Source organism: Agriterribacter sp., assembly GCF_035497235.1.
GTDB lineage: Bacteria > Bacteroidota > Bacteroidia > Chitinophagales > Chitinophagaceae > Agriterribacter.
In genome coordinates this window covers 91,871-116,514 of record NZ_DATJEB010000053.1, presented here as the reverse complement: position 1 = coordinate 116,514, position 24,644 = coordinate 91,871, and the positions used below count along the sequence as shown (strand labels likewise).

The following is a 24,644-nucleotide window of genomic DNA, read 5'->3' as shown; positions in this document are numbered from 1 at the left end:
TGCTTACCTGAACTGTACTGCTTTGGCAGGCTGTATTCTGCGGCTAACCAATGAAGGGATCAGTAAGGTAAGGATGCACACCAGCAAAGTGCCGGCAACTACCAGCGCTACTTCCCACCATATTATTTTAACAGGCACTACCAGCATGTAATAGGCATTTTCATCCCAGAAGGTAAGAAAGCCTGTTTTTTGCTGTATTACACAAACGCCCAACCCTATTACCAGCCCCAGGAAAATGCCCGCAGCGGTAATGATAACTCCCTGCAGGGTAAATATTTTTTGCACCGTCCAGTCCGTGGCGCCTACCGCTTTTAAAACACCAATCATCCGGGTACGTTCCAGCACCATTATAATGAGGCAGGTGATCAAATTGATTATAGCTATAATAATCATTACGCCCAGCACCACATCCCGGTTCACATCCTGCAGGCGCAGCCAGTCGAAAATGCTGGGGTAAATATCCCTGATGGTTTTACTTCCCCATTCACTGGGGAGGGATTCAAATATTTCATTATTCACCTTGTCCATGGAATGATAATCGTTCAAAAATATTTCGTACCCTCCTATCTCATCCGCACCCCAGTCGTTCAGCCTTTGCACCAGCGTAAGGTCGCCAATGGCATACAGCTTGTCGTACTCCTCCATATTGGTTTTATACAACCCCACAATAGTAAGCTTGTCGGGGCGGGGCTTCTGATCTTCCCCTTTAAAAAAATAGATCAGCACCCTGTCATTCACTTTCAGCTCTAACTGGTTAGCTGTATACTCCGATATAACGATCTCACGGCTATACGTGCTGTCATTAAAATTGATCCATCTTCCGGCGGTAAGGAATTGCTGCATGGAACTGAAGTCGTATTCTTTACCCACACCTTTAAAAAGAACGCCTTCAATAGATTCGGGCGTTTTAAGAATAGCATACTTGGTAGCAAAGGACTGCACCTGCCTTACCCCTTCCATTTTATATAATTCGCTAACAATGGTATCATTTTTATGAATAGGCGCTTCTTCCGCAATAGCCGCCTTATACTGCTCATAATGCTGTACCCGCAGGTGCCCCCAGAAGCTAAATATTTTCTGGCTAACTGCTTCCTGGAAACCATTTACAAAAGCCAGTGTCATAATCATTACCGCCACACTGATAGCGGTTGCCGCTATAGCCAGCCTGATGATGAAACGCGAAAAGGAGCGTTGCCGGTTAAATGCTATTCGCCTTGCTATAAATGAAGCTGTATTCAATCCCTGCTATTTTACTAAATTGTGAAGATAAAAGAATTAGCCGATGTATAAACGTTACTTTGCCGCGGGCTGGTTGCTCTTCCTCTTTCTTTGCGTTGAGCTGCAGGCGCAGCGGGAGCCGGACAAGGTTTTTCAAAAGAACATTAAAACCGTTCAGCTTAACCCCTACGGCGATCAAACCGCTTACCCGGTAATACGGCTGAACAGCAGCGACCTGCTGCAGTTAGATTTTGATGATATGGATGGCGATATCAAAAACTACTATTATAATATTGAGTTACGCAATGCAGACTGGTCGGCAGTGCAGATGGGCTATTTCGATTACGCCAAAGGGTATACGAGCCAGCGCATATCTACCTACCGCCGCTCAGCGCAGGTACTCACCAGGTATACGCATTACCAGTTAACCTTCCCCGGCAGGGATATTATGCCTACCAAGCCGGGAAATTACGTAGTGAAAGTTTTTTTGAACGGCGATACATCGAAACTGGCGTTCACTAAACGGTTCCTGGTTACGGATGCCGGCATTGCCGTGTCGGCCCAGGTTCAGCAGCCTTTTGGCCAGCAGTTTTTCAGAACCCACCAAAAAATACAATTTACAGTAAATGCAGGACGATTAAATGTAAGCTACCCGCAGCAGCAAATAAAAGTGGTGATACTGCAAAACAACCGCTGGGACAACTGTATACAAAATATTAAGCCCAGCATTGTTCGAAACAATATATATGAATACAATACCGAAAAGGATTGTATTATGCCCGCCATGCGGGAATGGAGATGGCTTGACCTTACCAGTTTTCGTTTGCTCAGCGACAGGGTAAGGCGCCAGGAAAATACCAATACCGCTTATGACCTGTATGTGATACCCGATCCTTCGCGCAATACACAACGGTATATTTATTACAAAGACTATAATGGTATATATGCGGCCTTAAACAACGAAAATGTAAATCCCTACTGGAACGCCGATTATGCTACCGTTCATTTTACATACAAGCCACCAGGCAACGGGCCTTATGCAAAAGAGCTGTACCTCATTGGTCAGATAACCAATTACGGAACGGATGACGGTGCTAAAATGCGGTGGAACCAGCAACAAAGCGTATATGAAACTACCCTGCAGTTAAAACAGGGTTATTACGACTACGCTTACGCCCTGGCAGACAGCAAAAGCAATGCACCCAAATTCATTACAGATGAAACGGAAGGCAATATATGGGAAACAGAAAACCAATATACCATATTGGTATATTACCGTGAGTTAGGCGGAAGATATGACCAGTTGATGAATGTAACTGTCGTTAATTCGCTGCTGAACCGGCCGGGGCAGTTTTAAATTTCCGTTCAATCGGGTTCTTTTGTATCTTTGCAAAGGCAAGTCTTATACGACCAGCTCCTGCTGAACTCCCCCAGGACCGGAAGGTAGCAAGGGTAGGCGGTTGAGCGGTGCGATGTAAGTAACTTGCCTTTTTTTATTCTTATATTCGTTCTCTTATTTTTATACAACCATTTAAACGAATCAAAGTAAATATTAAGGTTATGAAATTTTTTATTGATACAGCCAACCTGGCGCAAATTAAAGAGGCCCATGATTTAGGGATATTAGACGGCGTTACCACCAACCCTTCGTTAATGGCCAAAGAAGGCGTTAAAGGCGATGAAGCCATCAGGAATCATTATAAAACCATTTGTGAACTGGTGGATGGAGATGTAAGCGCAGAAGTTTTTTCTACTGATTTTGAAAGTATGGTTGCAGAAGGAAAAGTACTGGCGGCTATTCACCCCAATATTGTGGTAAAAGTGCCTATGATTAAAGATGGTATAAAAGCACTGAAATGGTTTTCGGATAATGGTATTAAAACCAATTGTACATTGATTTTTTCGGCCGGACAAGCGATTTTGGCCGCCAAAGCAGGCGCTAACTATGTTTCTCCTTTTATTGGCAGGATAGACGACAGCGGCTGGGATGGTATGGAGCTGATTGGTCAAATAGCGCAGATATATGCGCTGCAGGGATTTAAGGCGGAGATACTGGCGGCTTCCATCCGCAGTTCACTGCATATTGTAAGGGCCGCCGAACTGGGCGCCAACGTATGCACCTGCCCGTTAGAACCCATCCTAGGTTTATTAAAACATCCTTTAACCGATATTGGATTAGCCAAGTTTTTAGACGATGCTAAGAAAATGCAGCACTGATTGAAGTGAGTAGTAAATGGTGAGCGTGAAAAGTAAAAGATTTTTAGAATCCCGGGTGCATACCGGGATTTTTTTTATAACTGCCCCTGAAAGCCTTTTCCCGTTTTACTACTTAACTGAATAGGCTGTAGTATCCATATTGCCGCGAATGGTTCCCTTTAACCGCTTCCACCAGCTTTCCCTTTCTTTGATAGAAACAAAACCCGGATTAAAGGCTTGCTCATGATGTATTTCGGGATCAATCATTGCAGGCTCAATAGCTTTCATAGTATCTATTACCATTGGAATAAGCGCCATATCCTTATTGACCTTTTTTCGGATATAGCTCCGTAATAGTTTTGTTTGAAAAGCATCGGACGCCAGCGCTACGCGTTTAAAGCCCAACTGTTGTGCTCTTTTAGACCCGTAATAGGCATTTTCAGTACTGTGCTCCGCCTTTGTTTCGGTATAAATATGCGCTCCCGGAATACCAATGGCTTTTGCATACAGTGCCATAATTTCCGCTTCATAATACGCCGTATAAACGGAGGAGCCGGAATAGATGATATTTTTGGCAATCCCTTTATCAAAGAGGTATTTAGACCAATAGACTCGCCCTTTCATGATATGATCCCATTTGCCGTCTTTAAAAGGAATACCCGGAACAATAATAACATCAAACGGTCCACTGTTTTCGGCTTTTTGTAACAATTGCCGGGTAGCTTTAGCCGAAAAAGTACAGGATAGCATGCACAACATAACTACAGCGGGAAGCACATATAAAATAATTTTTCGCATTTAGTTCCACTTTCAACATCCAGGATTGCCAACTGCGGCTATGTTTTTTTCTTTCGCTCACTTCTTACGGGCTGTCAGGGATCAGCAGTCAGCGATCAATCAGCTAAAGTATACTAACGATGAGCTAACGCCTTCTTCCACCTCTTACTTCCTACCTCTCACTCATTCTTCTTTTTACCGCCAAAGAGTTTACGGAAAAATCCTTTTTTTTTCTTATCTGTGGTATCGGACTGCACTTTATCCTTTTTTTTATTGGCGTTCTTTGCCTCTTCCAGTATTTTCTTTTCTTCCTCGTTGAGTTGCGATTCCGTTGTAACTCTTTCCCTGCCATCGCTCACGGGCACATCAATATACTGGTTAGCATCACCCGGCTGATTTTCGCCTTCCAATATGGGCGTGTCAGATGCAGCAGGATCAATCCAGTCATATATCATTTCGCTTTTCAGGCTTTCCGGTTGCACAAATCTTGCGCCGGCTTCTACTCCCAGGGTTTTATCTTTATATACTTCCTGGAAAAAATAAGCCCATATAGGCATGGCCATTTGGGCGCCCTGACCTACATAGTTATTAGAGATGCGCAAAATAGGATCATCTGCGCCTACCCACGCTCCACCGAGCAACTGGGGTGTAAATCCAATAAACCAACCATCCGCATTGCTGTTGGTAGTACCTGTTTTACCGGCTACTTCGCTGGTAATGCCGTAGGTTCCCCTAAGCGAACGTCCTGTACCAAAATCAACCACACCCTGCAGCATTCTTGTCATAATATAAGCATCCGACTCATTGATCACTTCCTTATGCGAGGTAGTGAAAGATTGCAGCACATTGCCATTGCGGTCTTCTATCCTTGAAATATAAATGGGTTTGGTGTTCATTCCCCCGGCAGGAAACATACTATAAGCGCCTACCATTTCAATTAGTGAGATGTCGGCAGAGCCCAGCGCTATAGAAGGATACGGCGGAATTTTGCTGGTAATGCCGCATTGCTGGGCAAAATCAACCGTTCTGTTTACCCCAATTACGTTCATCAAATTTGCCGCGGCAGGGTTGATAGATGCCGCCAGGCAATAATTCAGGGGGCGTGTTCCGCTGTACTTTTTATCACCAATCATTTTGCCGCCCAGGTCAACAGGATCCACCGATACCGGTGTTTCCGGCGTATACCCGTTCATTACCGCCAGTGTATATAAAAACGGTTTAAAGGTAGAGCCTACCTGCCTTTTGGTATTATAATTAACATGATCGAATTTGTAGGTCTTAAAGTCTATACCGCCTACCCACGCTTTTACTTCCCCGGTTAAAGGATCAGTTAGCAGAAAAGAAGCCTGCAGCATTTGCTTATGGTATTTAATAGAATCCAGCGGCGTCATAATCGTATCTGTTTCACGTTTGGCATTCCATGCAAACACTTTCATGGGTACTTTTACATCGAATGATTTCCGGATATCAGCTTCTTTCAGACCAGCATCCGATAAATCGGACCAGCGATCACTGCTCTTTATTGCTCTTTCCAATACGGCTTTTCCGTCTTTCGTTTTCCATACACTTCCGTCCTTTATATTCTTTTGTGCATTAAATACTTTTTGCAGGTTAGGCATGTGGCGCGCTACGGCCATTTCGGCATACAACTGCATGCGCGGATCAATGGTAGTATAAATTTTCAGCCCGTCTTTATAAATATTATACGATTCGCCCGTTTTGGGATTTTTATGGTCCTTACACCATTGGCGGATATCATTGCGCAGCACATCAATGAAATAAGGCGCCAGGTTGGTATTCTGGTTCATCTTTTCATAGTCGAGCTTTATGGGAACCAGTTTTATTTTATTAGCCTCTGCCGCCGGCAAATAATTATTACGTACCAATTGATCTATTACTGTGTTCCTCCTGTCTAACGCCTGTTTGGGATTGGTACGCGGATTATATGTACCCGTAGCTTTAAGCATACCGATCAGCACGGCCGACTCGGCCACATCAAGTCTTGACGCATCCTTTTGAAAAAAAGTACGGGAAGCATTCCGTATGCCATATACGTGATCGCTGTATTCAACGGTATTAAGATATAGCGCAAGGATCTCTTCCTTTGTAAAATTCCGTTCCAGCTTAATGGCCACAATCATCTCCTTCAGTTTTTCTATTACCCGGGCAATGGTATTCCTGCTTCCCTGTCCAAGCATATTCTTTGCCAACTGCTGTGTAATAGTACTCGCTCCGCCTTCACTTCCAAAAAAGAAGACAGCTCTTCCAAGGCTCCTTGCGTCAATGCCGGAATGTTTGTAAAACCTTTCGTCTTCAGTAGCTACCAGGGCATTAATAACATTGGGTGAAATCTCACTGTAAGGCACATTGGTTCTGTCTGTTACATAATACTTGCCCATTAACCTTCCATCTACAGCCAATACCTCCGAAGCGGAAAGAATGGAAGGATTTTCTAACTCCGATAAGGAGGGAAGCTTTCCAAAAATACCCCATGAAATGGCCAGGAGGAATAAAACGGCAAAACCAAGCCCGATAAAAAAAATTCTCCAGAAATATTTTACTGTCTTTGTCATATGCTATTGTTATCATTAATACCGGCTGAAACAGGATATTTCATCAAATTCCATGCTGTAATTAATTTTTTACTGCGCCGGGTAATTAGCTTCAACGAATTGCCGGTACCCTTCCAGGTCCTTATTGTTTTCCAGCACTTTAAGATTGCCTGTTGAAATAACAATAAATGAATACTTACCGGCGGCAAGCCAGGGAATTACCTGGGCGCCGGCAACGCGTTTTGCTTTATTTACATAATCCAACGCGCTAACAGCGTCTGAAAAACCCGACATCAGCATCAGTTTGTTGTCCTCATCTAAAGGCAATATCGTTATTTCTATTTGCTGATCATTAAATGATTCGCGGTTATACCGGTTAAAAGCATTTTTAGCTTCATTGCCAAATACAATATCCACTTTATGGAGTACTACAGCCACATAATGCTCTTCGGCAGGATGATAGCTGAAGCCCGACTGTGGCGCCGGCTTTGGCCTGTTGAATACGGATGAATCTATTGCGGGTTTTATTATTTTTTCTTTTGCAGCGGCTACTTCCTGCGCTTTGGGTTGCCCCGATGCTTTAACCTGCTCCTGCACGCCTGTCCTGGGTTTTTCTTCCATAACTGCAACAGAATCTTCTTTTGCTCTTTCTATATCTAAGTTGGTAAGATACTTTTCTATTTCATCGCGCCGTTTCAACACATCCATAATATGCTCCGCTTTTTTGGAGATAGGTGCTTCGGGATTAATTTGAATAAGATGCTGCAACGCATTGATGGCCGAGTTATCATCCCTTTGTTTGATATAGTATATGGATTCAATATATAACAATTGCTGCGGCCAGTAAATATTTCCATAAATGCTGTCTGCTTTTGCCTTTTGTATAATAGCTTCTTCAAATTTACCTTCCAGGAAAAGATCGTATATTTTTTCATAATTGCGGGTAGCATCGTCCTTTAATTTGGTTTTACGTTCCGCTACCGCTTTAGGGTTATCAATATATTCAATATACGGGCTCTGCGGTGCAACTTTCCCCAGTATTTCTCTATATTGTTTGGCTTTAACCGGCATATTCAGTTTGGTATAACAATAATACAGGTCAAAAACCGCTTCTTCCCGGTAACGCGTATCCGGAAAACGGTTCAATAATGTTTCATAGTTCTTTATCGCTTCGGCATAATCTTCAAACTGATCTTTAAACGCTTTTCCTAATCCAAACAGGGCCGATTGAATGCTGTCGTTTGAAACCTGTGCAGCCTCCGGTGTAAGCGGAAGATTTTTCATAAGTCCATCAAAGCTGATGTCTTCGGGATGATCTGCTGCATTCGCCATTCCATCAGGCGATCTGTCGTTTGCCGGTTCAGGTGTTTTAAACTGTGCCGCAACATCTGCCATACGCCTCCAGTTGTCTACATTTGGCCGCGATCCCCAGTTATTACGGAAGGCCGTAAAGCCCTTCGACTTCAATCCGTTGTTGTTAAAATACCAATCTCCTTTCCCTTCGTTTCCGGAAAAAATATCCGCGCCTGAACTATTGGCAAACGGATTGTTCGTGTTTATGTTAAGCAAATCATTTTCCTTCAGGCCCCGCTCCTTACGCAAACGCCTGGCAGCGGCTTTTACATATTTTTCGCGCTCGTCTTCCGGCATGGCGGCTACCTTTTGCAAACTGTCTTCCAGCCTGATGGTTCGCAATTTGGTAACCACTCCATTCAATGCATCCTTTCGCATGGAAATCATTCCGGCGTCTTTCACTACAGGGCTATTGATGTCTAAGCTATCGTAAGCGCCCGAGGCAGGCTCATATTCTTTTTTTTCAAAAGCCAGGTTACCCAAATATAAAAACGACCGGTTGCGCTGATCCAGGTTTTCTTTATTATACTGAACACTTTTTAAAAGCCAGGTTTTAGCCGCGTCAAAGTTATTACGCTGCATTTCCATTTGCGCCGCCATATAATAAATAATATTGCGATAGTTGTAATACTTATCGCGCCTGGCCATTTTAAGCAGTTGCTTTATATTTTCATCAATGATCTTTTCTTCATTACCTCCCTGCGCCAGCTTTATTTTATTTAGCCTTGCGTATACTTCCATCACCGGGTCAATGGTATGTTTAATACTGCGGTCAAAAAAAATACCGGCTTCCGTTGTTTTTTTACTTAATGCATACAACTGCCCTATGAGGTATTCCCACCTGGCCCGCTCCGCCATATTTTCGGCGTTATCTAACGCGGGTACCAGGTAATGTGCGGCACTGTCCCATACTTTATTTTTATAAAACAGGTAAGCGTGCGCCTCTTCAAGCGCCGGTTTTAACCTGCGGGGAAACAGTTCATCACGTCTCAGGGTTTGTATCATGGCGGATGCCGCATTATAGCTGCTGTCTTCAATATAATTTCTTAATTGCCAAACCAAGGCATCATTACGGCGGGGAGGTTCGGTGAAAATTTTTGACGTTATCCCCGTCTTTTCTTTGGTGGAAACCGAATACACATTTCCTTCATCATTAAGATTGCTGCCTATATATTTTTTAAAACCCAGCTCTTCATCCGTTTTGGGTTGAAAATAATAATTAAGATATTGAAAAGCGATATAGGCGGAATCGAATTGTTTTTTAAAAAAATAGGCCTTGCCCATTAAAAAATACATATCATCAATCCATTCATTTCTCAGGTCGTGAAGCAAAATACCTGCATTACACTTTTGAATTACAGAATCCAGTTCTGTTTTTTGCGCCGCCGTAGCGTCAAGCGTATAATTATAAAAAGGCAGCAATTCGGTGTAATCTTCCTGGAAGCCCTGTTTTGCTCCCGCCACTACCTCAGTTAATTTAACATTGGCATTAAAGAAAAAATTATAATGTGTACTCATGCCCTGCATCAGCCTGCGTGGAATAGTGTATTTAGTAGTAAAGGTTTTATCTGATCCCAGTATACGGTTATCATATTTCTCCGGCTTTTTCACATCAAGCGTAGCATCTTTTTGCGCCATTACAGATGAATAATGGCCACAACAAAATAAAACAGTGAGTATAATCGTTAAAAGGAATTTACTATAAGACATGTAGGCGTAGTTCGTTCGTATAAGTAAACTAAATTTCAGCGAAATTATTTTAATTGTACATTTTTTCAAGCTTTAGTTCTTACAACTAAGCCAAAGTGGTTATTTTTAACACAAATAACTGATAATGGCAAAGATATTTGATGCAGACGGAACCTTGCAGCACCTTCGTAACCGATACCGGCTGGTGGTAATGAATGACGATACCTATGAAGAAGTGGTAACATTCAGGCTATCACGGCTCAGCGTTTACATCACTTTATGTACCATATTCGTAGCGCTGGTGGGTATAACAGTGGCTTTATTAGTATTTACACCATTACGTTATTATGTACCGGGCTATGGAAGTGCATCAGACAGGAGAGAAATGATAACGTTGAAAATGCAGGTTGATTCACTGGAACAACAAATGAACTACCGCGATAAATACATGGAAAATATACAAAATGTGCTGAAAGGAAATACAGCAACAATTATGGATACAACCCAGTTAAATATTCCATCGGAAGAAAAAAGCGAAGATTAATCATTTAAAACCAATAACTATGTTCTCTTCAAAATCCAAATCTGAAATTGAAATACCCGCTTCCTCATCCGGAACAAGCCTTATTGGCACCGGTACAATCATTAAAGGCGATGTGGTAAGCAGCGGAGATATCCGTATAGATGGCACGCTGAAAGGAAACATCTCCGGTTCGGCAAAAGTGCTGATCGGCGCCGAAGGTGTGGTTGAAGGCGACATTGAGGGACAACAGGCCGATATACTTGGAAAGGTTAGCGGCAAAATCATCATCAAAGAATTACTGAACTTAAGAGGCAAAGCGGCTATAAAAGGCAATATCAGCGCCGGCAAACTGCAGGTTGAGCCTACAGTGAGCTTCAACGGACAATGTCGTGTTGGCGAAGGCAGCGTGGCAAATGTAGTAGAAATGCCCGCTGATGAAGAACACGCCATCGCGCAATAATTTCCCTCCTCAACCGAACCTTTTTAATATCCCTGCCCGGCTTACGAAAGCCGTGCAGGGATATTATTGCCTGGCAGTAAGTCCGTACTTATTCAAAATAATTAGCCATCATATAAGTACGAAGTCGAAGGCTGCATACAGCCGGATATAGCCGGGGTGTTGGCACACAGGCAGACTTTGCATTCTTTGCATATTTTTTCTTAGTGCACTTTGCGGTAAAGAATATAACCGCAAAGGAAATACAAAGGTTTTCGCTAAGTCCACCAAGGAATCACAACCCGTTTACAACGCTTTTAATTCCTTTCTGCAAGTAAATCAACCCTGTGATCGCAATCTAATTTCACTTTTTCAAAAATCAATGTAATTAGCCTGCATCTGCTATGCAAAAACATTTTACTTTTAGGCTTTACTATCAACAGTATTTCCGGTAATAGCCAACATGCAAAAACCTGTTAAGCGCAGTACCATATCCGTTATCATTCTAATATGCATAGCATTGGGCATACGTTTATATGCCTCCCGTTCCGGCATTGTTGAATCATCTTATACCTCCGGCATCTATCCTTATATCAGCGCTTTTTTAAGAATAGTTTTCGGACGACTTCCCTTTAGTGCGGGAGACGTTTTGTATAGCTTCCTTTTTTTATTTACACTGTGGAAAACCACGCAATGGGTAAAAAGACGGCGAAAAGAGAAACGATCATGGATTCCTTCAAAAACAAATTTGCTAAAAATATTGCGCTTTTCCTTGCTGCTCTATATTGTTTTTAATTTGATGTGGGGATTAAATTATAACCGCAAAGGCATTCACTATCAAATGAATTTTGAACCTGAGCAATATTCACAAGCGGAATTAGTACACATCAACAATTTACTGCTGGAAAAAGTTAACCAATGCAAAGCGGCTTTAATACAGCAAAATATAGGCTATCCCTCCACAAAAGAATTGTTTGCAAAAACAAACAGCGCATTTACACAGGCAGCAAAAAAATATCCTTTCCTGCAGTATACGCATCCTTCAGTAAAGTCCTCTCTTTTTAATTTCACAGGTAACTATTTCGGGTTTTCGGGTTACTACAATCCTTTTACCGGGGAAGCACAGGTTAATACCGATGTTCCTCCCTTTCTTCAGCCCTATATCAACTGTCATGAAATAGCGCACCAGTTAGGATATGCCAAAGAAAACGAAGCCAGTTTTGCCGGCTATATAGTAGCTACCGCTTCCGGTGATTCCCTTTTTATGTATTCCGCTTATTTTGATCTTTTTTTATATGCCAACCGTAACCTGTACAGCGCCGACTCCGTTGCAGCAAAGGATTTTTTAGCACTATTACATCCGGCCGTTAAAGAAGATATAGCAACGCTGAAGGCCTATTACAAAAAATATGAAAACCCCGCGGAACCGCTCTTCACCTGGGTGTATGGGAAATACCTTGAGGCCAATAACCAGCCCCTGGGTATGACAACCTACAGCGAAGTAGTTGCGGATGTAATTGCTTACTATAAGAAATACGGGGAGATAGGAGGATAGAAAAACTACCTGTATTATTTCATGCTGTTTATCCAATCCATAATCAGCTTCACCCCTTCCTTATGTATAACGGTGCGGGCAAGTTCAGGCATGGCAGTGCCAGCTTCTGTACTGTTCATACGGTAAGCTAATATGGAATGCGCGGCATCGCCCGGAATAATATCGTAATCAAATCCGCCCGCGCCGTTGCCCGCTGAAACCGGGGCCTTCATTATCCCTATATAGTGCTTGTCTGTTTGCTCATATTCTAAAAACAAACCGGTGTTATAAGCATCCCCGCCTTTGGTATGGCAATGGGCACAATTAATATCTAAGTAGGCCCTGGCCCGCTGCTCTATGTTAAACCGCTTAACATCTTTCCAATCGGGCAATTGCTCCACTTTAGCTGAATCGGGCAGCCCGGATAATTTTCCCCGGGCAGCCCATTGCGCCAATTGATTAACCTTTTGTGCCGGCACTGCATAATTCAGGTTCCGGGCTTTGGGACCAATGGGAATGAGCATATTGTTATTAACATGGCATCTTTTGCAATCATTGGTATTAGGCACCTGGTACACTGTAGAAATTTTTTCACCTTCTTCATTCAGCAATGTAACAGGTTGCCGGGAACCGGTTATATGTTTAACCGCATCCGTTTGTTCCGCGTTCCACAAATAGTTCATTACTTTCCATTTACTGTCGGAAGGATCTTTTACCAGTAACCGGGTTTCAATCATTATTTTTTGATGCGCTACATTGGTGTAAGCAAAATTTTTGATAATGATGGTTGAATCAGGAAACTCCAGCGGACCAGCAGCAGTATATGTAATGGAAGCGCCTTCAGGCAAAACAATAAAGCGGTCTTTAACTGCATAGTCGGTAAACAGGGGCGTAGCTAACTGGTATGGTATAACATTTTCCCGGGGATGCAAATCACTCAGCTTGTCCTTAAAAAATCCGTACTCAGATAGTTTTTCCCTAAACCGGAATATTGATTTGGCATTATCCGCCTGCTTGTTTTTAGCGGCATTATTTTTACAACTTTGAATGGCGGCAACAGATAATGCCAAAATCAAAAAAAACAATCCGCCATAAAAATATTTCTTTTGCATAACCATTGTTATTTTGCCTTTTACTTACAGCTATACGGTGCAATTTCCATAGTAGGATGCCAACTGCTTTTACTCATATTCAACATATCTGCGTTTACAAATACATTACTCCCCGTTTGCTGAATACAGATAGAATCCGGGTTAACCGCTGTTCCCTTATTCAGTATATTGGTAGAAACGCCATCATACATAATAAAAGGTATTCGTTTATTTGTACGTTGCGCGCCACCGGCGTTCAGCTTTTGTTCAATAGCTACCAGTAATTTACCAATATGGTGTTCATACGCCGGAGCCGGAAATTCATTCCCCATCTCAAGGGTGTTATTGTAAATTTTTATATGCTGCGGAACAGGGAAATAGTGATCGTTTATTTTTTCCGCCGCTTTATCATCTACCGCAAAACCAGATGCGATGGATATACAGGAAGAATTATTATTAATGATACGATTATCATATAATTCAATATGGGAAGCAGCCAGAATAATTACACCGCTGCCGGGCGAGGCATTACCCACGCCCCATGCGGTGCCAAAGCTTCCGCTCTTTGCGAAGTTCCTGAAATTGTTATCGTGAAAATAATTATTATACGCCTTAATATGCCCGCCCCTTTGTGATAAACCCGGCAAATCAAAAATAAGAAAGCCCGCGGTATTGTTGTAAAACTCGTTATCATACACTAATGCATTGGTCGTATTTTCTATTTCGCAACCTGCTACATTTTTAGCGGCTTTGCAATTCCTAACTATTGCGCTGTCTGTTTGTCCTACATATATCCCGGCATCAGAAGACCCTTCGGCATAACAGTTTTCGATGAGTACATTTTTGCACATCACAGGATAAATGGCATATCCCCCGCTGGATGAGTCGGCTGTTTTCCAGGTGGCATGCAGGTTGCGGACCACCACATCGCGGCTATTATTTATTTTAATAAGATCGCCTTTCGAATCGCGGATGGCCATATCCGCTATGGTAAAACCTTTTACATCTGTTACCCGTATGCCCTCTCCTCCCTGGCTTTGGCCCGAAAAATCCAGGATAGTCTTATCGTGACCTTCCCCTTTTATAAGAATGTGTTTTAACTGTGCTATGCTGAGGTTATCAAAATGATAAAGGCCTTGTTTCAGCAAAACACTGGTACTATCCTCTAAAGCCAGCAACGTTTCAACAATTTTACTTTCATCGCCGGGCTCAAAACTAATTACCGTTTTATAACCATCTTTATCAGCTATTGAAGGCTTGCACGAATAAAACAGGCATACGGCACTCATGGCAACAAAGAAAGCTATCGCATATATACTTCTCATACATCTTTTTTTATAACGTTTTGTATCCTTTTAAAAAATATTATACGCATAGGTTACATAATACACGGCGCCGATAGCAGGATTTGCAATACCGGTTGAATAATATTTGTTGGTAATATTGGTAGCGCCCAACCTTATGCCGGAACGGGCTTTTATTAGTTTATAACTTATTTGAGCGTCAATAACTGCCGAAGAAGGTACCCTGCCTGCGGCTAAGCCACCGGACACTACATAATAATAGCCAGGCTTATACCGGAAAGAAGTGTTAAAAGACCATTGCTGCTTTTTACCGAAGCCGCTATTGCCAAACTCCATGTTAATATGATAATGAGGCGTATTAAAATTATTGACCTGGCTGTTGTTTCTATTTTTCAGGTAATCGGAATAATAGTTAACCTTAGCCAGGAAGTTATGCGTTAAATCAACGCTTACACTGGCGGCATACCCATACGTATTTACTGTTTGCCCGCCGTTGAAAGCAATATTATATTGTACATAGGTACTATGATCTTTGAACGCTTCGGGGTTGTTGCTGCCCGGTGTGTTGGCAACATTGGCATAACCTATAAAGTTTTCCCATGTTGAAAAGTATCCCAATACATCTATCAGCACCCGCTTTGCAATTAATGCGGAGTAGCCCAGCTCAAACGCGTTTACCGACTGCGGTTTAATATCGTTATAAAGGAATTTTTTAAGATCGGAAGGATCATTTGACTGCTGGTATGCCGATACGCTTTCCAAAGTATAAGGCGCATACTGGTTGAAATGATAATGATCGTTCAGGAGAAGAGATGATCCTCCGGAGGAATAACTATTGTAGCCATTAAGCGTATTTTGCAATGCCTGTATATTGGAAGGGAAACTGTACGCATTTTGATAAGAGAAACGAATAAAATTCTCCTTTGCCGCTTCAAACACCATAGATGCCCTTGATGTAACTTTTGGCGATTTGAACAGCGTGTTCTTATCATACCGGAATGAAGTGCTGATGCTGAGCCTGTTGTTGATGAGTTTTTTTGATAACTGGATATAGGCGCTGTATTCATTAACGTTAATCGGCTTATCCTTATCTGGAAAAAGCGTGTTCCTGCTGTTTAAACTGTATAACCTCCAGTTAACGCCCGCTATTACATTAATAAATTTTATGTGGTCTGAGAAATTATACTGCGCTTCCGCATTATATAATTTGCTCCTGTCTAAAAACAAGGTACCTCCATCCGGTATAGGGGTAGAAGCAATAGTGTTTTTTAATTGTTCAAACTGTGGGCTGCCGGGCAGGGGCCTGCCCTGGTCAGCAAAACCTCTTGCTGCAAGGTGCGCATCGGTAAGGCTTGCACCCTGGGCGAGTGCGGTAATCAGGCCCATGGTATATTCGGGATACCAGCCACCTACATTGCCATCGTAACTTGGCTTCCAGCCTTCATTAATATACTGCGCTGTTGGTCCTGCAATAAGTGTGTTACCCGAATTTTCACTCGTAGTATAACCACGCACAAACCACTTGTCACTTTTCAATTCCACCCTGTACTGCCCTACTTTAAAATCCCTGATCTGGTACCTCGTGTCGTTGGTATACACCACATTTCCTGTTCCAAAAGTACCCGAAATAATCGCTTCAATTCCAGGCGTTATCTTATATCTTAATTCGGCATTTGCCTTAAATAGCCTGGCATTATTATCCAAGTAACCATATTCAGGATAACCTGTGCGGGCAACATAGTTTGCACGGGTAAGCAGTGGCTCTATCAGGGGAGCCAATGATTCATCACCCGCCAGGGCGCCTTGTAAAAACGGATTAATATCTGTGGATGTAGCGCCGCCATAATAATTAGGGCTATTGTAATTAGGGTCTGTATATTTCGATCCCGCGCCATTTTTGTTGGTAGTGTCGGTAGCTACCCAGTCTTTAGCGTTCGTGTATTGAAAATTGACTTTAAAGGCCAGCTTTTCATTTATTTTCCTGCCCCAGCGTACCGCCCAGTCGTAATAAGGTGAAGCGCTTACCGGGTCATTGCTATTTTTACTTTTAACATGGTTCACCCCCTGTGTTACCAATATGCTTAGCCCCTGGTATTTAAAAGGGTCTTTGCCGTTCATTACCATTGTACCATTCAATCCTCTTGATCCGTATAATGCGGAAGAAGCGCCGGAAAGCACCTCCACGTTATCTACGTCTAACTGTGTTAAGCTAATGGCGGAGCCTAAGGGAAAATTCAGTCCGGGCGCCTGGTTATCCATTCCATCCACAATTTGAGTAAAATTAGTATTGCCGCTTGTATTAAAACCTCTTGTGGTAATGCTGGTAAAGCCAATACTGGATACCGTTACATCCACGCCTTTTAAACCCTGTATCATATCCATATAATTTAACTGGGGTGCATTGGTAATTTCTTTATGACTGATTTGTTCAATTGTTACCGGGGAACTGAGTTTCCGCTGCATGGTGCGGCTTGCAGATACAACAATCTCTTCGCCAAGTGATGAAGATGGCGCTATATGAACCTCCACCGGCTCCGATGCATTTTGAACTTCCACTTCTTTGGTTCCAAAACCTATGGAAGAAACAACCAGTATAAGCGGGAAACTTTTTTTGGCAGACAGCCGGAACCGCCCCCTGTCATCTGTATAGGTTCCTTCATTTGAGTTTTTTACGGTAACGGACACCGCGGCCACCCCTTCCTTTGTAAGCGCGTTGTATACTACTCCTTTTAGTATGTGCTGCGCACTAACAACGCCTGTTACCAGGGCCTGGAAGATTATAAGAATCAGGATAATTTTTCTCATTCCGGTTGTTTTTGTTTTGATATAAAAATTGTTCGGGGAATTATCTGATAAAAAGTTTAAGCCATTTGAGCTTTCCTTTTAAAGGCGGGTATTTAATATCGGGATCAAACCACACAGGCGTTTTCATTACGGCCTTGGCATGGGTGAACGTAAAGAAAGAATGCCTGCCATGATAGGCGCCTATACCACTGTTACCCACTCCTCCAAACGGGAAGCTGTGGTTAGCAAAATGCCAGGCGGTATTATTAATACACCCTCCGCCAAAAGCAATACTTTCCATCCATGCTTTTTCCTTTTTTTTGCTGGAAGTAAATACATAGCAAGCCAGGGGGTTCTCATTTTTTTTAATGATCTGCAATGCGTCTTCCATCGTTTTAAAAATGCATACCGGCAATATGGGCCCAAAAATTTCTTCTTCCATCACCGGTGAATCCAGTGCCACATTTATAAGAATCGTTGGCGCTATAAACAGCCCGGAAGGGTTGGTTTGCCCACCCATAACCAGTTCCCCGTTATGTAAGTATTTTAATAACCGGTTAAAATGCTTTTCATTAATAATCTTTCCGTAATCGTAATTTTCTCTCGCATCTTCCCCCCAAAAAAGCAGAATGGTAGCCTTTAATGCGGCAATAAATTTTTCGGCTATATCTGCATGAACCAGTAAATAATCCGGCGCTATACAGGTTTGTCCCGCGTTAATAAACTTGCCCAGCGCTATCCGCCTTGCACTACTTACGATATCTGCATCCTTTTCTATTATAGCCGGGCTTTTGCCGCCCAGTTCTAATGTTACCGGCACCAGGTCTTTTGCCGCCAGTTGATAAATCGTTTTCCCTACCGGAATACTCCCGGTATAAAAAACATGATTAAAACGAAACCTGCGCATCATGTCCGGCACAATGGCCGCTCCATCACCCTGCACCACTTTTACATAATGCTCCGGGTAAATGGCATTAATTATTTTTTCTGCAACACCTGCCGTAGCCGGCGCCAGTTCCGATGGTTTTAACACAGCACAATTGCCACCGGCAATGGCCCCAATAAGCGGTATCAATAAAAGTTGCAACGGGTAATTCCATGGCGAAATAATAAGCGTTACCCCCAGCGGGTCATAATATAGTTTGCCGGAAGAAGGAAAATTTACCAGGTTATTCTTTAAACGCCGGGGCCGCATCCAGCGATGCAGGTTCTTTATTGTATAATTAAGCTCCGAGAGAATAAGACCGGTTTCCGTGCTGTATGTTTCTTCCGGACTTTTTTTTAAGTCGGTGTATAATGCCTCAAATATTTCAGGCTCATAGCGCAGGATGGCTTGTTTTAGCAATACCAATTGCCGTTTCCTGAAGTCATAAGGTTTGGTAGCCCCGCTTTCAAAAAAGCGGCGCATAGAAAGCAAATCAGTATCGTTAGTTATTGGGGCAGTCATGCCTGTTTTTTAAGCCCGTTAAATATAAGGGTAATCAGAAATTTCATATCCTGCAGGCTGTGCTGATAGTCTACCTCGTTTTCCATCTTCAAAATAGCCTGCTGTTCCACACTGTGCTTCAGCGCATCACTGATGTTAATGAGTATTGACGCAATTTTTACAGCATCTGCCTGTACAATTTCTCCCTGTGCTATTCCTTTTTTTATCAGGAGAGACAGGAATAGCTTTTCCCGTTTCATAAGCGCCTCATACAGCTCAAAAAAGCGGGGCAATATTTTATTCAGCGTTTCAACCGATACCCGGTTCATATTAAGCACATTCTTGTAATAATTGAACCGCGATTGCATATAATAAGATACCTGCTTATCCACACCTTTTTTTTGCAACGCTTTTTCCTGCAGTGTAAGGATAAAATCCTCCCCCTCTTTTACAGCCGCTTCTATAAAAATGTCTTCCTTGTTTTTATAATAGTAATATAATGAGGCTTTGTTGAGCCCTACGGCGTATGCAATATCATCCAGGGTGGTTTTATCAAGCCCGAACTTTACAAAACACTGCATGGCGCTTTTTCCAATCTTTTGCTTTACCAGTTCTTTTTTTGTCATTGAGGTTATGCATATCAATTCGTTGCTGAAGATAAAAATTAAATTCAATTTTTCAAACACTTTACTAATTTGTTTGAAAATATAAAATACAACAAGCCCTGCTAAGCAGAAGATAAGGGAAGCTTAAAAGTGCGGGCACCGCCTTCAATAATTTATTTACCTGTCAATTTGCAATAACATCTTTATGCTATACCTTTAAGCTATAGCGCATTATCATAACCGGCGCCGGGCCGCTTCCTACCCTGGAATGCTTTTTTACTGACAATTGACAGTTCACTACTCACTAAAAAGATTATCATGAAACCTGTCCGTTATCTTTTCTGCTGGATCTGCCTCCTGGCATCTGCTTATCTTAACGCCCAGCCGGTTCGGGTGGCTGTTGCCGGTATATCTCACGGACACTCCGGCTGGATACTGGGCAGAAAACCGCAAAGCGACATTACGCTGGTGGGCGTATATGAGCCCAGTAAACCATTACTGCAACAATCCGCTAAAGCATTCGGACTGAGCGACAAGTTGCTGTTTAACGACCTGGGCAAAATGCTGGATGCCGTAAAACCGGAAGCGGTAGTTGCTTTCGGCTCTATTTACGATCATCTTTCGGTGGTTCAGGCCTGCGCGCCCAGAGGCATACATGTGATGGTGGAAAAACCACTGGCTGTAAGCGTAGCGCACGCCAGGCAAATGGATTCGCTTGCACGTAAGCATGAAATTCACCTGCTTACCAATTATGAAACCTCCTGGTATCCCGCCACAGCAAAAGCATACCAGTTGGTAAACGACAGCAACTATACAGGCGGCTTAAAAAAAGCGGTATTTCATCACGGTCATGAGGGACCGAAAGAAATTGGGGTAAGCAAAGCTTTTTTCGACTGGCTTACGGATCCTGTACAAAACGGGGGCGGTGCAATTATAGATTTTGGTTGTTATGGCGCCAACCTCATGACATGGCTTATGAAAGGGCAACAACCCTTATCGGTAACCGCAGTTACCCGGCAGTTCAAACCCAACGTGTATCCTAAAGTAGATGATGAAGCCACCATTATTGTAACATACCCCACAGCCCAGGCAATCATCCAGGCTTCATGGAACTGGCCTTTTGGCCGGAAAGACATGGAGTTATATGGCAATACAGGATACGTGATTACAGTGAACAACAGTGATATGCGCATCAAACAAAAAAACGGTAAAGCAGAACAAAACCGTAAATACACCGCAAAAGATATCCCGGTATATGAAAATCCTTTCACTTACCTCGCGGATGTGGTGCGAAAGAAAATTACGGTAGCCGATGATGGGCTTTATGCATTGCCTAATAATATTATTGTAGTGCGCATTTTGGAAGCCGCAAAAACTTCTGCTCAAACTAACAAAACAGTATTTTTTAATCATCAAAAATAAATAAAGGCAAATGAAAAGTAAAAAGAGAACCGAAGGTAAATGGAAAGACTATCCTGACTACGGACAAGCAAAATCAGGAAAAATTGCTTTGCAGGATCATGGCAATAAAGCGTACTATAAGAATATTCAGATACGGGAATTATAATTACGGGCATCTTTTTTACAAATACGATCGGCGCACCCTGCGTCAGACCGTATTTGCATTTATTATAACAGCAGGAATATAGCTATGCGCGCTGCTATTGCCGGTAACTGTAAGCAGTCCTTTCAATCAGCATGTTTTTTAGAAAATCTTCCAACAGCTACAACCAATACAGAAAAGAACAAAAATGCAACCAGCAACATGCCGCAGTTTAAAAACACTTTACCATATCCCAGCACAGACACATTTACAAAAGGATAAGGATAATAGCCCGACACGGCCCCCCTGAGCAAAATGATGACCAGGTAACATAACGGAAATACAAGCCAGCGGAAGATATGCTGCCATCGCAATGTTAATTTGGGTACGTATAAATGCCAGAACAATATACAATAAGCAGGCATAACGCTGTGCAGCAACTCATCAACAATTTTTTGCAAACCCTGCGGATCCCAGAGTGGCCGTAAAATAAGCTGGTATACTATTCCAACTATTGCAATGTATATGGTAACAGCACTTAGCACACCGGGCCGCGAAAAAAAATTACCATTACCGAAGCGTGGTTTTATGGAAAGCGCCGTAAAACAAACAGCAGCTAATATATTACAGAGTATGGTAAAAAAAGTAAAAAAACGCAAAAGGGTTTCAGGAACAGAAGCCAACCTGTTCACCATAATCAGGTATAACTGAAGCATTACCGCTGTCCATGCCATAACGGCGCCAATGGCAGAAATAATTTGTATGCCTGCCGGCTTTGCGTTCATTGTAATTTCTTGTTGTTGAATTAACCCATCGTGCATTGCAAAATCACTCAATAAAAATAAGTATTCCGGCACATAGTTTTCTATTTATTGCATTCCCTTTGGTGCTAACAAAGAAAATACTACATTGTAACCAACATTACCAGGATAAAAAGAATAACTATTTTATTATTATACCATGAATAAAATACTGGCTCTCGCCTGCTTTTGCTTACTCTGCTCAGGCAATCTAATCGCCCAGGATGAACTATGCAAAGGCGCTTATTTTACCGAAGCGGAGGGTAAAGCATTTTTAGCAGAACATCAGCCTGCTTCGTTAAGCGAATGGCAGCAACGTGCGGAAGAAATACGGGCACGCATACGCGAAGGCATGCAATTAAAAACCATGCCCGCTAAACCCGCATCAACGCCTATTATGCACAGCAAAAAAATAATGGATGGCTATACAGTGGAAAACGTAGCCTTTGAAAGTTTGCCCGGCTTTTATGTCACCGGTAACCTTTACCGGCCCCTTAAACCACAAAAATCCTATGCCGGTATTCTTTGTCCCCATGGGCATGGCAGCAACCCCGAGGGCAGGTTTCGCGAACAAACCCAAAAACGCTGCGCTACTTTAGCCCGCATGGGCGCTATTGTATTAGTATGGGACATGATCGGTCAGGGCGATTCAAAGCAGTGTGAGCATAACCTGGCACAAGGTGTAAAACTGCAAACTATCAACAGTTCCAGCGCGTTGGATTTCCTGTTGTCTATTCCGGGCGTTGATCCCAAACGCATTGGCATGACGGGTGAATCGGGTGGTGGCACACAAACCTTTTTACTAACGGCGCTTGATCCGCGCATTAAGGTTTCCGTACCCTGCGTAATGGTATCCGCACATTTCTTTGGGGGCTGTACCTGCGAAAGCGGAATGCCCATTCATAAGAAAGGTAGTTTTCAAACCAACAATGTGGAGATCGCCGCATTGACCGCCCCGCGCCCCATGCTGCTGATATCGGATGGTGATGACTGGACAAAAAATAATCCAATGGTAGAATATCCTTTTATGCAGCAGGTATACCGTTTGTATAGGAAAGAAAAAAATGTAGCGCTGGTTCACCTGGCAGATGAAAAACATGATTATGGTCCTTCCAAGCGAAAAGCCATGTACCCCTTTATGGCCGGGCATCTTGGACTGAACCTTAAAGCCGTTACCAATAGCAGTGGTGATATTGATGAAACGCCCGCTAAAGTTTTAGATCAGAAAGACCTGGAAGTTTTTAACGCGGCTCATCCGCGTCCCGCCAACGCGGTAATGGGTGATGAAGCGGTGATGAAACTATTGGAGCAGTAACCTTAGTTTCAGGAGATTTAGGGTTTAAGATTTATGAACCTCGAATTTATTTCACGCAGAGAGCGTAAAGGAGCAACGACCGCAGAAAATACTTTTTTACTTTCCGCATTTCCCACATTTCCAAATCTCCCCCCTCTCTCCCATTTTCAAATTTTCAAATTACCACACTTTCAAATTTAAAACTTGTTCTTCCACATCATACTCTCTATAGGTTTTTCGGGCTGCCCGCTGTATTTGGCATTTTTTTTCTGGTTATATTTTACTTCAATTTCACCATCCACCGGGAAATAGATCAATTGACCAATAGGCATTCCTTTATAAATACGTACCGGCTGCTTAACAGATATTTCCAGCGTCCAGTTACCGCAAAAACCCACATCACCCTTACCCGCAGTAGCATGTATATCAATACCCAGGCGACCGGTAGAAGATTTGCCCTCCAGGAAAGGTACATGAGCATGGGTTTCGGTATATTCCAGTGTTGCACCGAGATAAAAAATATGCGGATATAAAACGAATCCCTCATCGGGAATTTCAAAATATTCGATCTGGTTATGTTTTTTGGCATCTAATATGTGTTCGCGGTAGGTGGCCAGCCACTTACCGAGGTGTACATCGTAAGAATTGCTGCCCAAACATTCTCTATCGTAAGGCACCAGTTTAATAGTACCCTTTCCTATTTCTTCCAGTATTCTTTTATCAGATAGTATCATTCCCTGATTTATTTGTTTATTTGCTCCGGAATCTCTTTCGCCGGCGAATTTCGGATTTCGTTTTTTGTAATGCCCTTATTTTATCAACATAATATCAACGCGTCAACAAAATTAGGGCTTTGGCATATTGCTGAGCCTGAAGATTTTTTTTTGGCGCAGGTTCCCCTGCAACAGGAGATCAGCCATCCGCATAAACGCCTGCAACATTTAGCCGGCCGCTATCTCCTGCGCTTCCTGTTTCCCGAATTTCCACATGAGCTCATTGAAATAGCCAGTACCAGGAAGCCTTTTTTACCCGATGAAGCCTTTCATTTCTCCATTTCACATTGCGGCAATTATGCGGCCGCTATCGTAAGCCGTTCACATCGGGTGGGTATTGATATTGAAATTCCAACATTCAAGGTTGCCCGTGTGCGCCATAAATTCCTGCATACACAGGAATTAAGCATTATAGAAAATGAAAACAATGCACTCTCCGCAGCGAATCCTGCAACAGAAGCTGTTTTCCTGCGTAAATTAACGTTGCTATGGAGCGCCAAAGAAGCCGTTTTTAAATGGTATGGCAATGGCGAGGTGGATTTCAGCGACCAGATAAGAGTACAACCACCCGAAAGTATGCTTTCTATACCGGGAGAAGGAAATATGAAGGGTATGTTTTTAAAAGAACAACGTTTATCACTGGTACTGCCTTTTGTTAATTTTAAAGAAATTTGCTTAGTTTGGGTAATGACCTTACCGGTTTAATACGTATTAAAATTTTATCTTGCTTTATGCAAGTTTAAACT

20 protein-coding genes and 1 other RNA gene are annotated in these 24,644 nt (G+C 42.6%); 10 read left to right on the top strand and 11 right to left on the bottom strand.

The features are described from left to right. Positions 1 to 3: 3 nt before the first annotated feature. Positions 4 to 1,239 (bottom strand): ABC transporter permease, encoded by a 1,236-nt coding sequence (locus tag VL121_RS19520; RefSeq protein WP_325408290.1) that lies wholly within the window; start codon positions 1,237 to 1,239, stop codon positions 4 to 6. 43 nt (positions 1,240 to 1,282) lie between these two features. On the opposite strand from VL121_RS19520, the gene VL121_RS19515 reads away from it, so the two are divergent. The 3 genes from VL121_RS19515 (at position 1,283) to fsa (ending at position 3,435) form a co-directional block, all read left to right on the top strand. After that, positions 1,283 to 2,575 (top strand): type IX secretion system plug protein, encoded by a 1,293-nt coding sequence (locus tag VL121_RS19515; protein ID WP_325408289.1) that lies wholly within the window; start codon positions 1,283 to 1,285, stop codon positions 2,573 to 2,575. Positions 2,576 to 2,611: 36 nt separating this feature from the next. Further along, positions 2,612 to 2,710, top strand: an RNA gene (ffs, locus tag VL121_RS19510) — signal recognition particle sRNA small type. Positions 2,711 to 2,778: 68 nt separating this feature from the next. Further along, positions 2,779 to 3,435: a fructose-6-phosphate aldolase gene (gene fsa, locus VL121_RS19505; RefSeq protein WP_325408288.1), complete on the top strand. Its 657-nt coding sequence runs from the start codon at positions 2,779 to 2,781 to the stop codon at positions 3,433 to 3,435. 108 nt (positions 3,436 to 3,543) lie between these two features. Here fsa and VL121_RS19500 read toward each other — a convergent pair whose 3' ends face one another. The 3 genes from VL121_RS19500 to porW form a co-directional block, all read right to left on the bottom strand. Then, complete coding sequence (locus tag VL121_RS19500; protein ID WP_325408287.1) at positions 3,544 to 4,212, bottom strand: YdcF family protein; 669 nt, start codon at positions 4,210 to 4,212, stop codon at positions 3,544 to 3,546. Positions 4,213 to 4,370: 158 nt separating this feature from the next. After that, a complete protein-coding gene (locus VL121_RS19495; RefSeq protein ID WP_325408286.1) occupies positions 4,371 to 6,764 on the bottom strand; it encodes a penicillin-binding protein 1A in 2,394 nt (797 codons plus the stop codon). A 69-nt stretch (positions 6,765 to 6,833) separates the two neighbouring features. Then, a complete protein-coding gene (gene porW / locus VL121_RS19490) occupies positions 6,834 to 9,734 on the bottom strand; it encodes a type IX secretion system periplasmic lipoprotein PorW/SprE (protein WP_325408285.1) in 2,901 nt (966 codons plus the stop codon). Between the two features lie 196 nt (positions 9,735 to 9,930). On the opposite strand from porW, the gene VL121_RS19485 reads away from it, so the two are divergent. From VL121_RS19485 to VL121_RS19475, 3 genes are all read left to right on the top strand, one after another. Further along, entirely contained in the window at positions 9,931 to 10,329 is a 399-nt protein-coding gene (locus tag VL121_RS19485) for a hypothetical protein (RefSeq protein ID WP_325408284.1), read from the top strand. A gap of 19 nt (positions 10,330 to 10,348) precedes the next feature. Beyond that, the gene (locus VL121_RS19480) at positions 10,349 to 10,768 is read left to right on the top strand and encodes a bactofilin family protein (protein WP_325408283.1); all 420 of its coding nucleotides are present in this window, start codon (positions 10,349 to 10,351) and stop codon (positions 10,766 to 10,768) included. A 439-nt stretch (positions 10,769 to 11,207) separates the two neighbouring features. After that, the gene (locus VL121_RS19475) at positions 11,208 to 12,299 is read left to right on the top strand and encodes a DUF3810 domain-containing protein (RefSeq protein WP_325408282.1); all 1,092 of its coding nucleotides are present in this window, start codon (positions 11,208 to 11,210) and stop codon (positions 12,297 to 12,299) included. 14 nt (positions 12,300 to 12,313) lie between these two features. Here VL121_RS19475 and VL121_RS19470 read toward each other — a convergent pair whose 3' ends face one another. From VL121_RS19470 to VL121_RS19450, 5 genes are read right to left on the bottom strand one after another with little or no spacing between them, the layout of a single operon-like run. Beyond that, positions 12,314 to 13,390 (bottom strand): SO2930 family diheme c-type cytochrome, encoded by a 1,077-nt coding sequence (locus VL121_RS19470; RefSeq protein WP_325408281.1) that lies wholly within the window; start codon positions 13,388 to 13,390, stop codon positions 12,314 to 12,316. A gap of 20 nt (positions 13,391 to 13,410) precedes the next feature. After that, complete coding sequence (locus tag VL121_RS19465; RefSeq protein WP_325408280.1) at positions 13,411 to 14,694, bottom strand: parallel beta-helix domain-containing protein; 1,284 nt, start codon at positions 14,692 to 14,694, stop codon at positions 13,411 to 13,413. 30 nt (positions 14,695 to 14,724) lie between these two features. Beyond that, positions 14,725 to 17,478 (bottom strand): TonB-dependent receptor, encoded by a 2,754-nt coding sequence (locus VL121_RS19460; protein ID WP_325408279.1) that lies wholly within the window; start codon positions 17,476 to 17,478, stop codon positions 14,725 to 14,727. A gap of 40 nt (positions 17,479 to 17,518) precedes the next feature. Then, on the bottom strand, positions 17,519 to 18,904 hold the full coding sequence (locus VL121_RS19455; RefSeq protein ID WP_325408278.1) for an aldehyde dehydrogenase: 1,386 nt from the start codon (positions 18,902 to 18,904) through the stop codon (positions 17,519 to 17,521). Continuing rightward, on the bottom strand, positions 18,901 to 19,509 hold the full coding sequence (locus VL121_RS19450) for a TetR/AcrR family transcriptional regulator (protein ID WP_325408277.1): 609 nt from the start codon (positions 19,507 to 19,509) through the stop codon (positions 18,901 to 18,903). The genes VL121_RS19455 and VL121_RS19450 overlap by 4 nt, the downstream gene beginning before the upstream one ends. Positions 19,510 to 19,806: 297 nt before the next feature. Here VL121_RS19450 and VL121_RS19445 point away from each other — a divergent pair, with 297 nt between their 5' ends. Both VL121_RS19445 and VL121_RS19440 read left to right on the top strand, forming a co-directional pair. Beyond that, entirely contained in the window at positions 19,807 to 20,910 is a 1,104-nt protein-coding gene (locus VL121_RS19445; protein ID WP_325408276.1) for a Gfo/Idh/MocA family protein, read from the top strand. A 10-nt stretch (positions 20,911 to 20,920) separates the two neighbouring features. Next, on the top strand, positions 20,921 to 21,055 hold the full coding sequence (locus VL121_RS19440) for a 3-keto-alpha-glucoside-1,2-lyase-like domain-containing protein (protein WP_325408275.1): 135 nt from the start codon (positions 20,921 to 20,923) through the stop codon (positions 21,053 to 21,055). Positions 21,056 to 21,177: 122 nt separating this feature from the next. Here the strand turns inward: VL121_RS19440 and VL121_RS19435 are convergent, their stop codons facing one another. After that, positions 21,178 to 21,816 carry a Pr6Pr family membrane protein gene (locus VL121_RS19435; protein ID WP_325408274.1) on the bottom strand — a complete coding sequence of 213 codons (639 nt, stop codon included), beginning with the start codon at positions 21,814 to 21,816 and terminating at the stop codon, positions 21,178 to 21,180. A gap of 175 nt (positions 21,817 to 21,991) precedes the next feature. On the opposite strand from VL121_RS19435, the gene VL121_RS19430 reads away from it, so the two are divergent. Continuing rightward, complete coding sequence (locus tag VL121_RS19430) at positions 21,992 to 23,146, top strand: alpha/beta hydrolase family protein (protein WP_325408273.1); 1,155 nt, start codon at positions 21,992 to 21,994, stop codon at positions 23,144 to 23,146. A gap of 176 nt (positions 23,147 to 23,322) precedes the next feature. Here VL121_RS19430 and dcd read toward each other — a convergent pair whose 3' ends face one another. Next, a complete protein-coding gene (dcd, locus tag VL121_RS19425; protein ID WP_325408272.1) occupies positions 23,323 to 23,859 on the bottom strand; it encodes a dCTP deaminase in 537 nt (178 codons plus the stop codon). Positions 23,860 to 23,928: 69 nt separating this feature from the next. Between dcd and VL121_RS19420 the strand changes: the two genes are divergently transcribed. Continuing rightward, a complete protein-coding gene (locus tag VL121_RS19420; RefSeq protein WP_325408271.1) occupies positions 23,929 to 24,603 on the top strand; it encodes a 4'-phosphopantetheinyl transferase family protein in 675 nt (224 codons plus the stop codon). Positions 24,604 to 24,644: the final 41 nt, after the last annotated feature.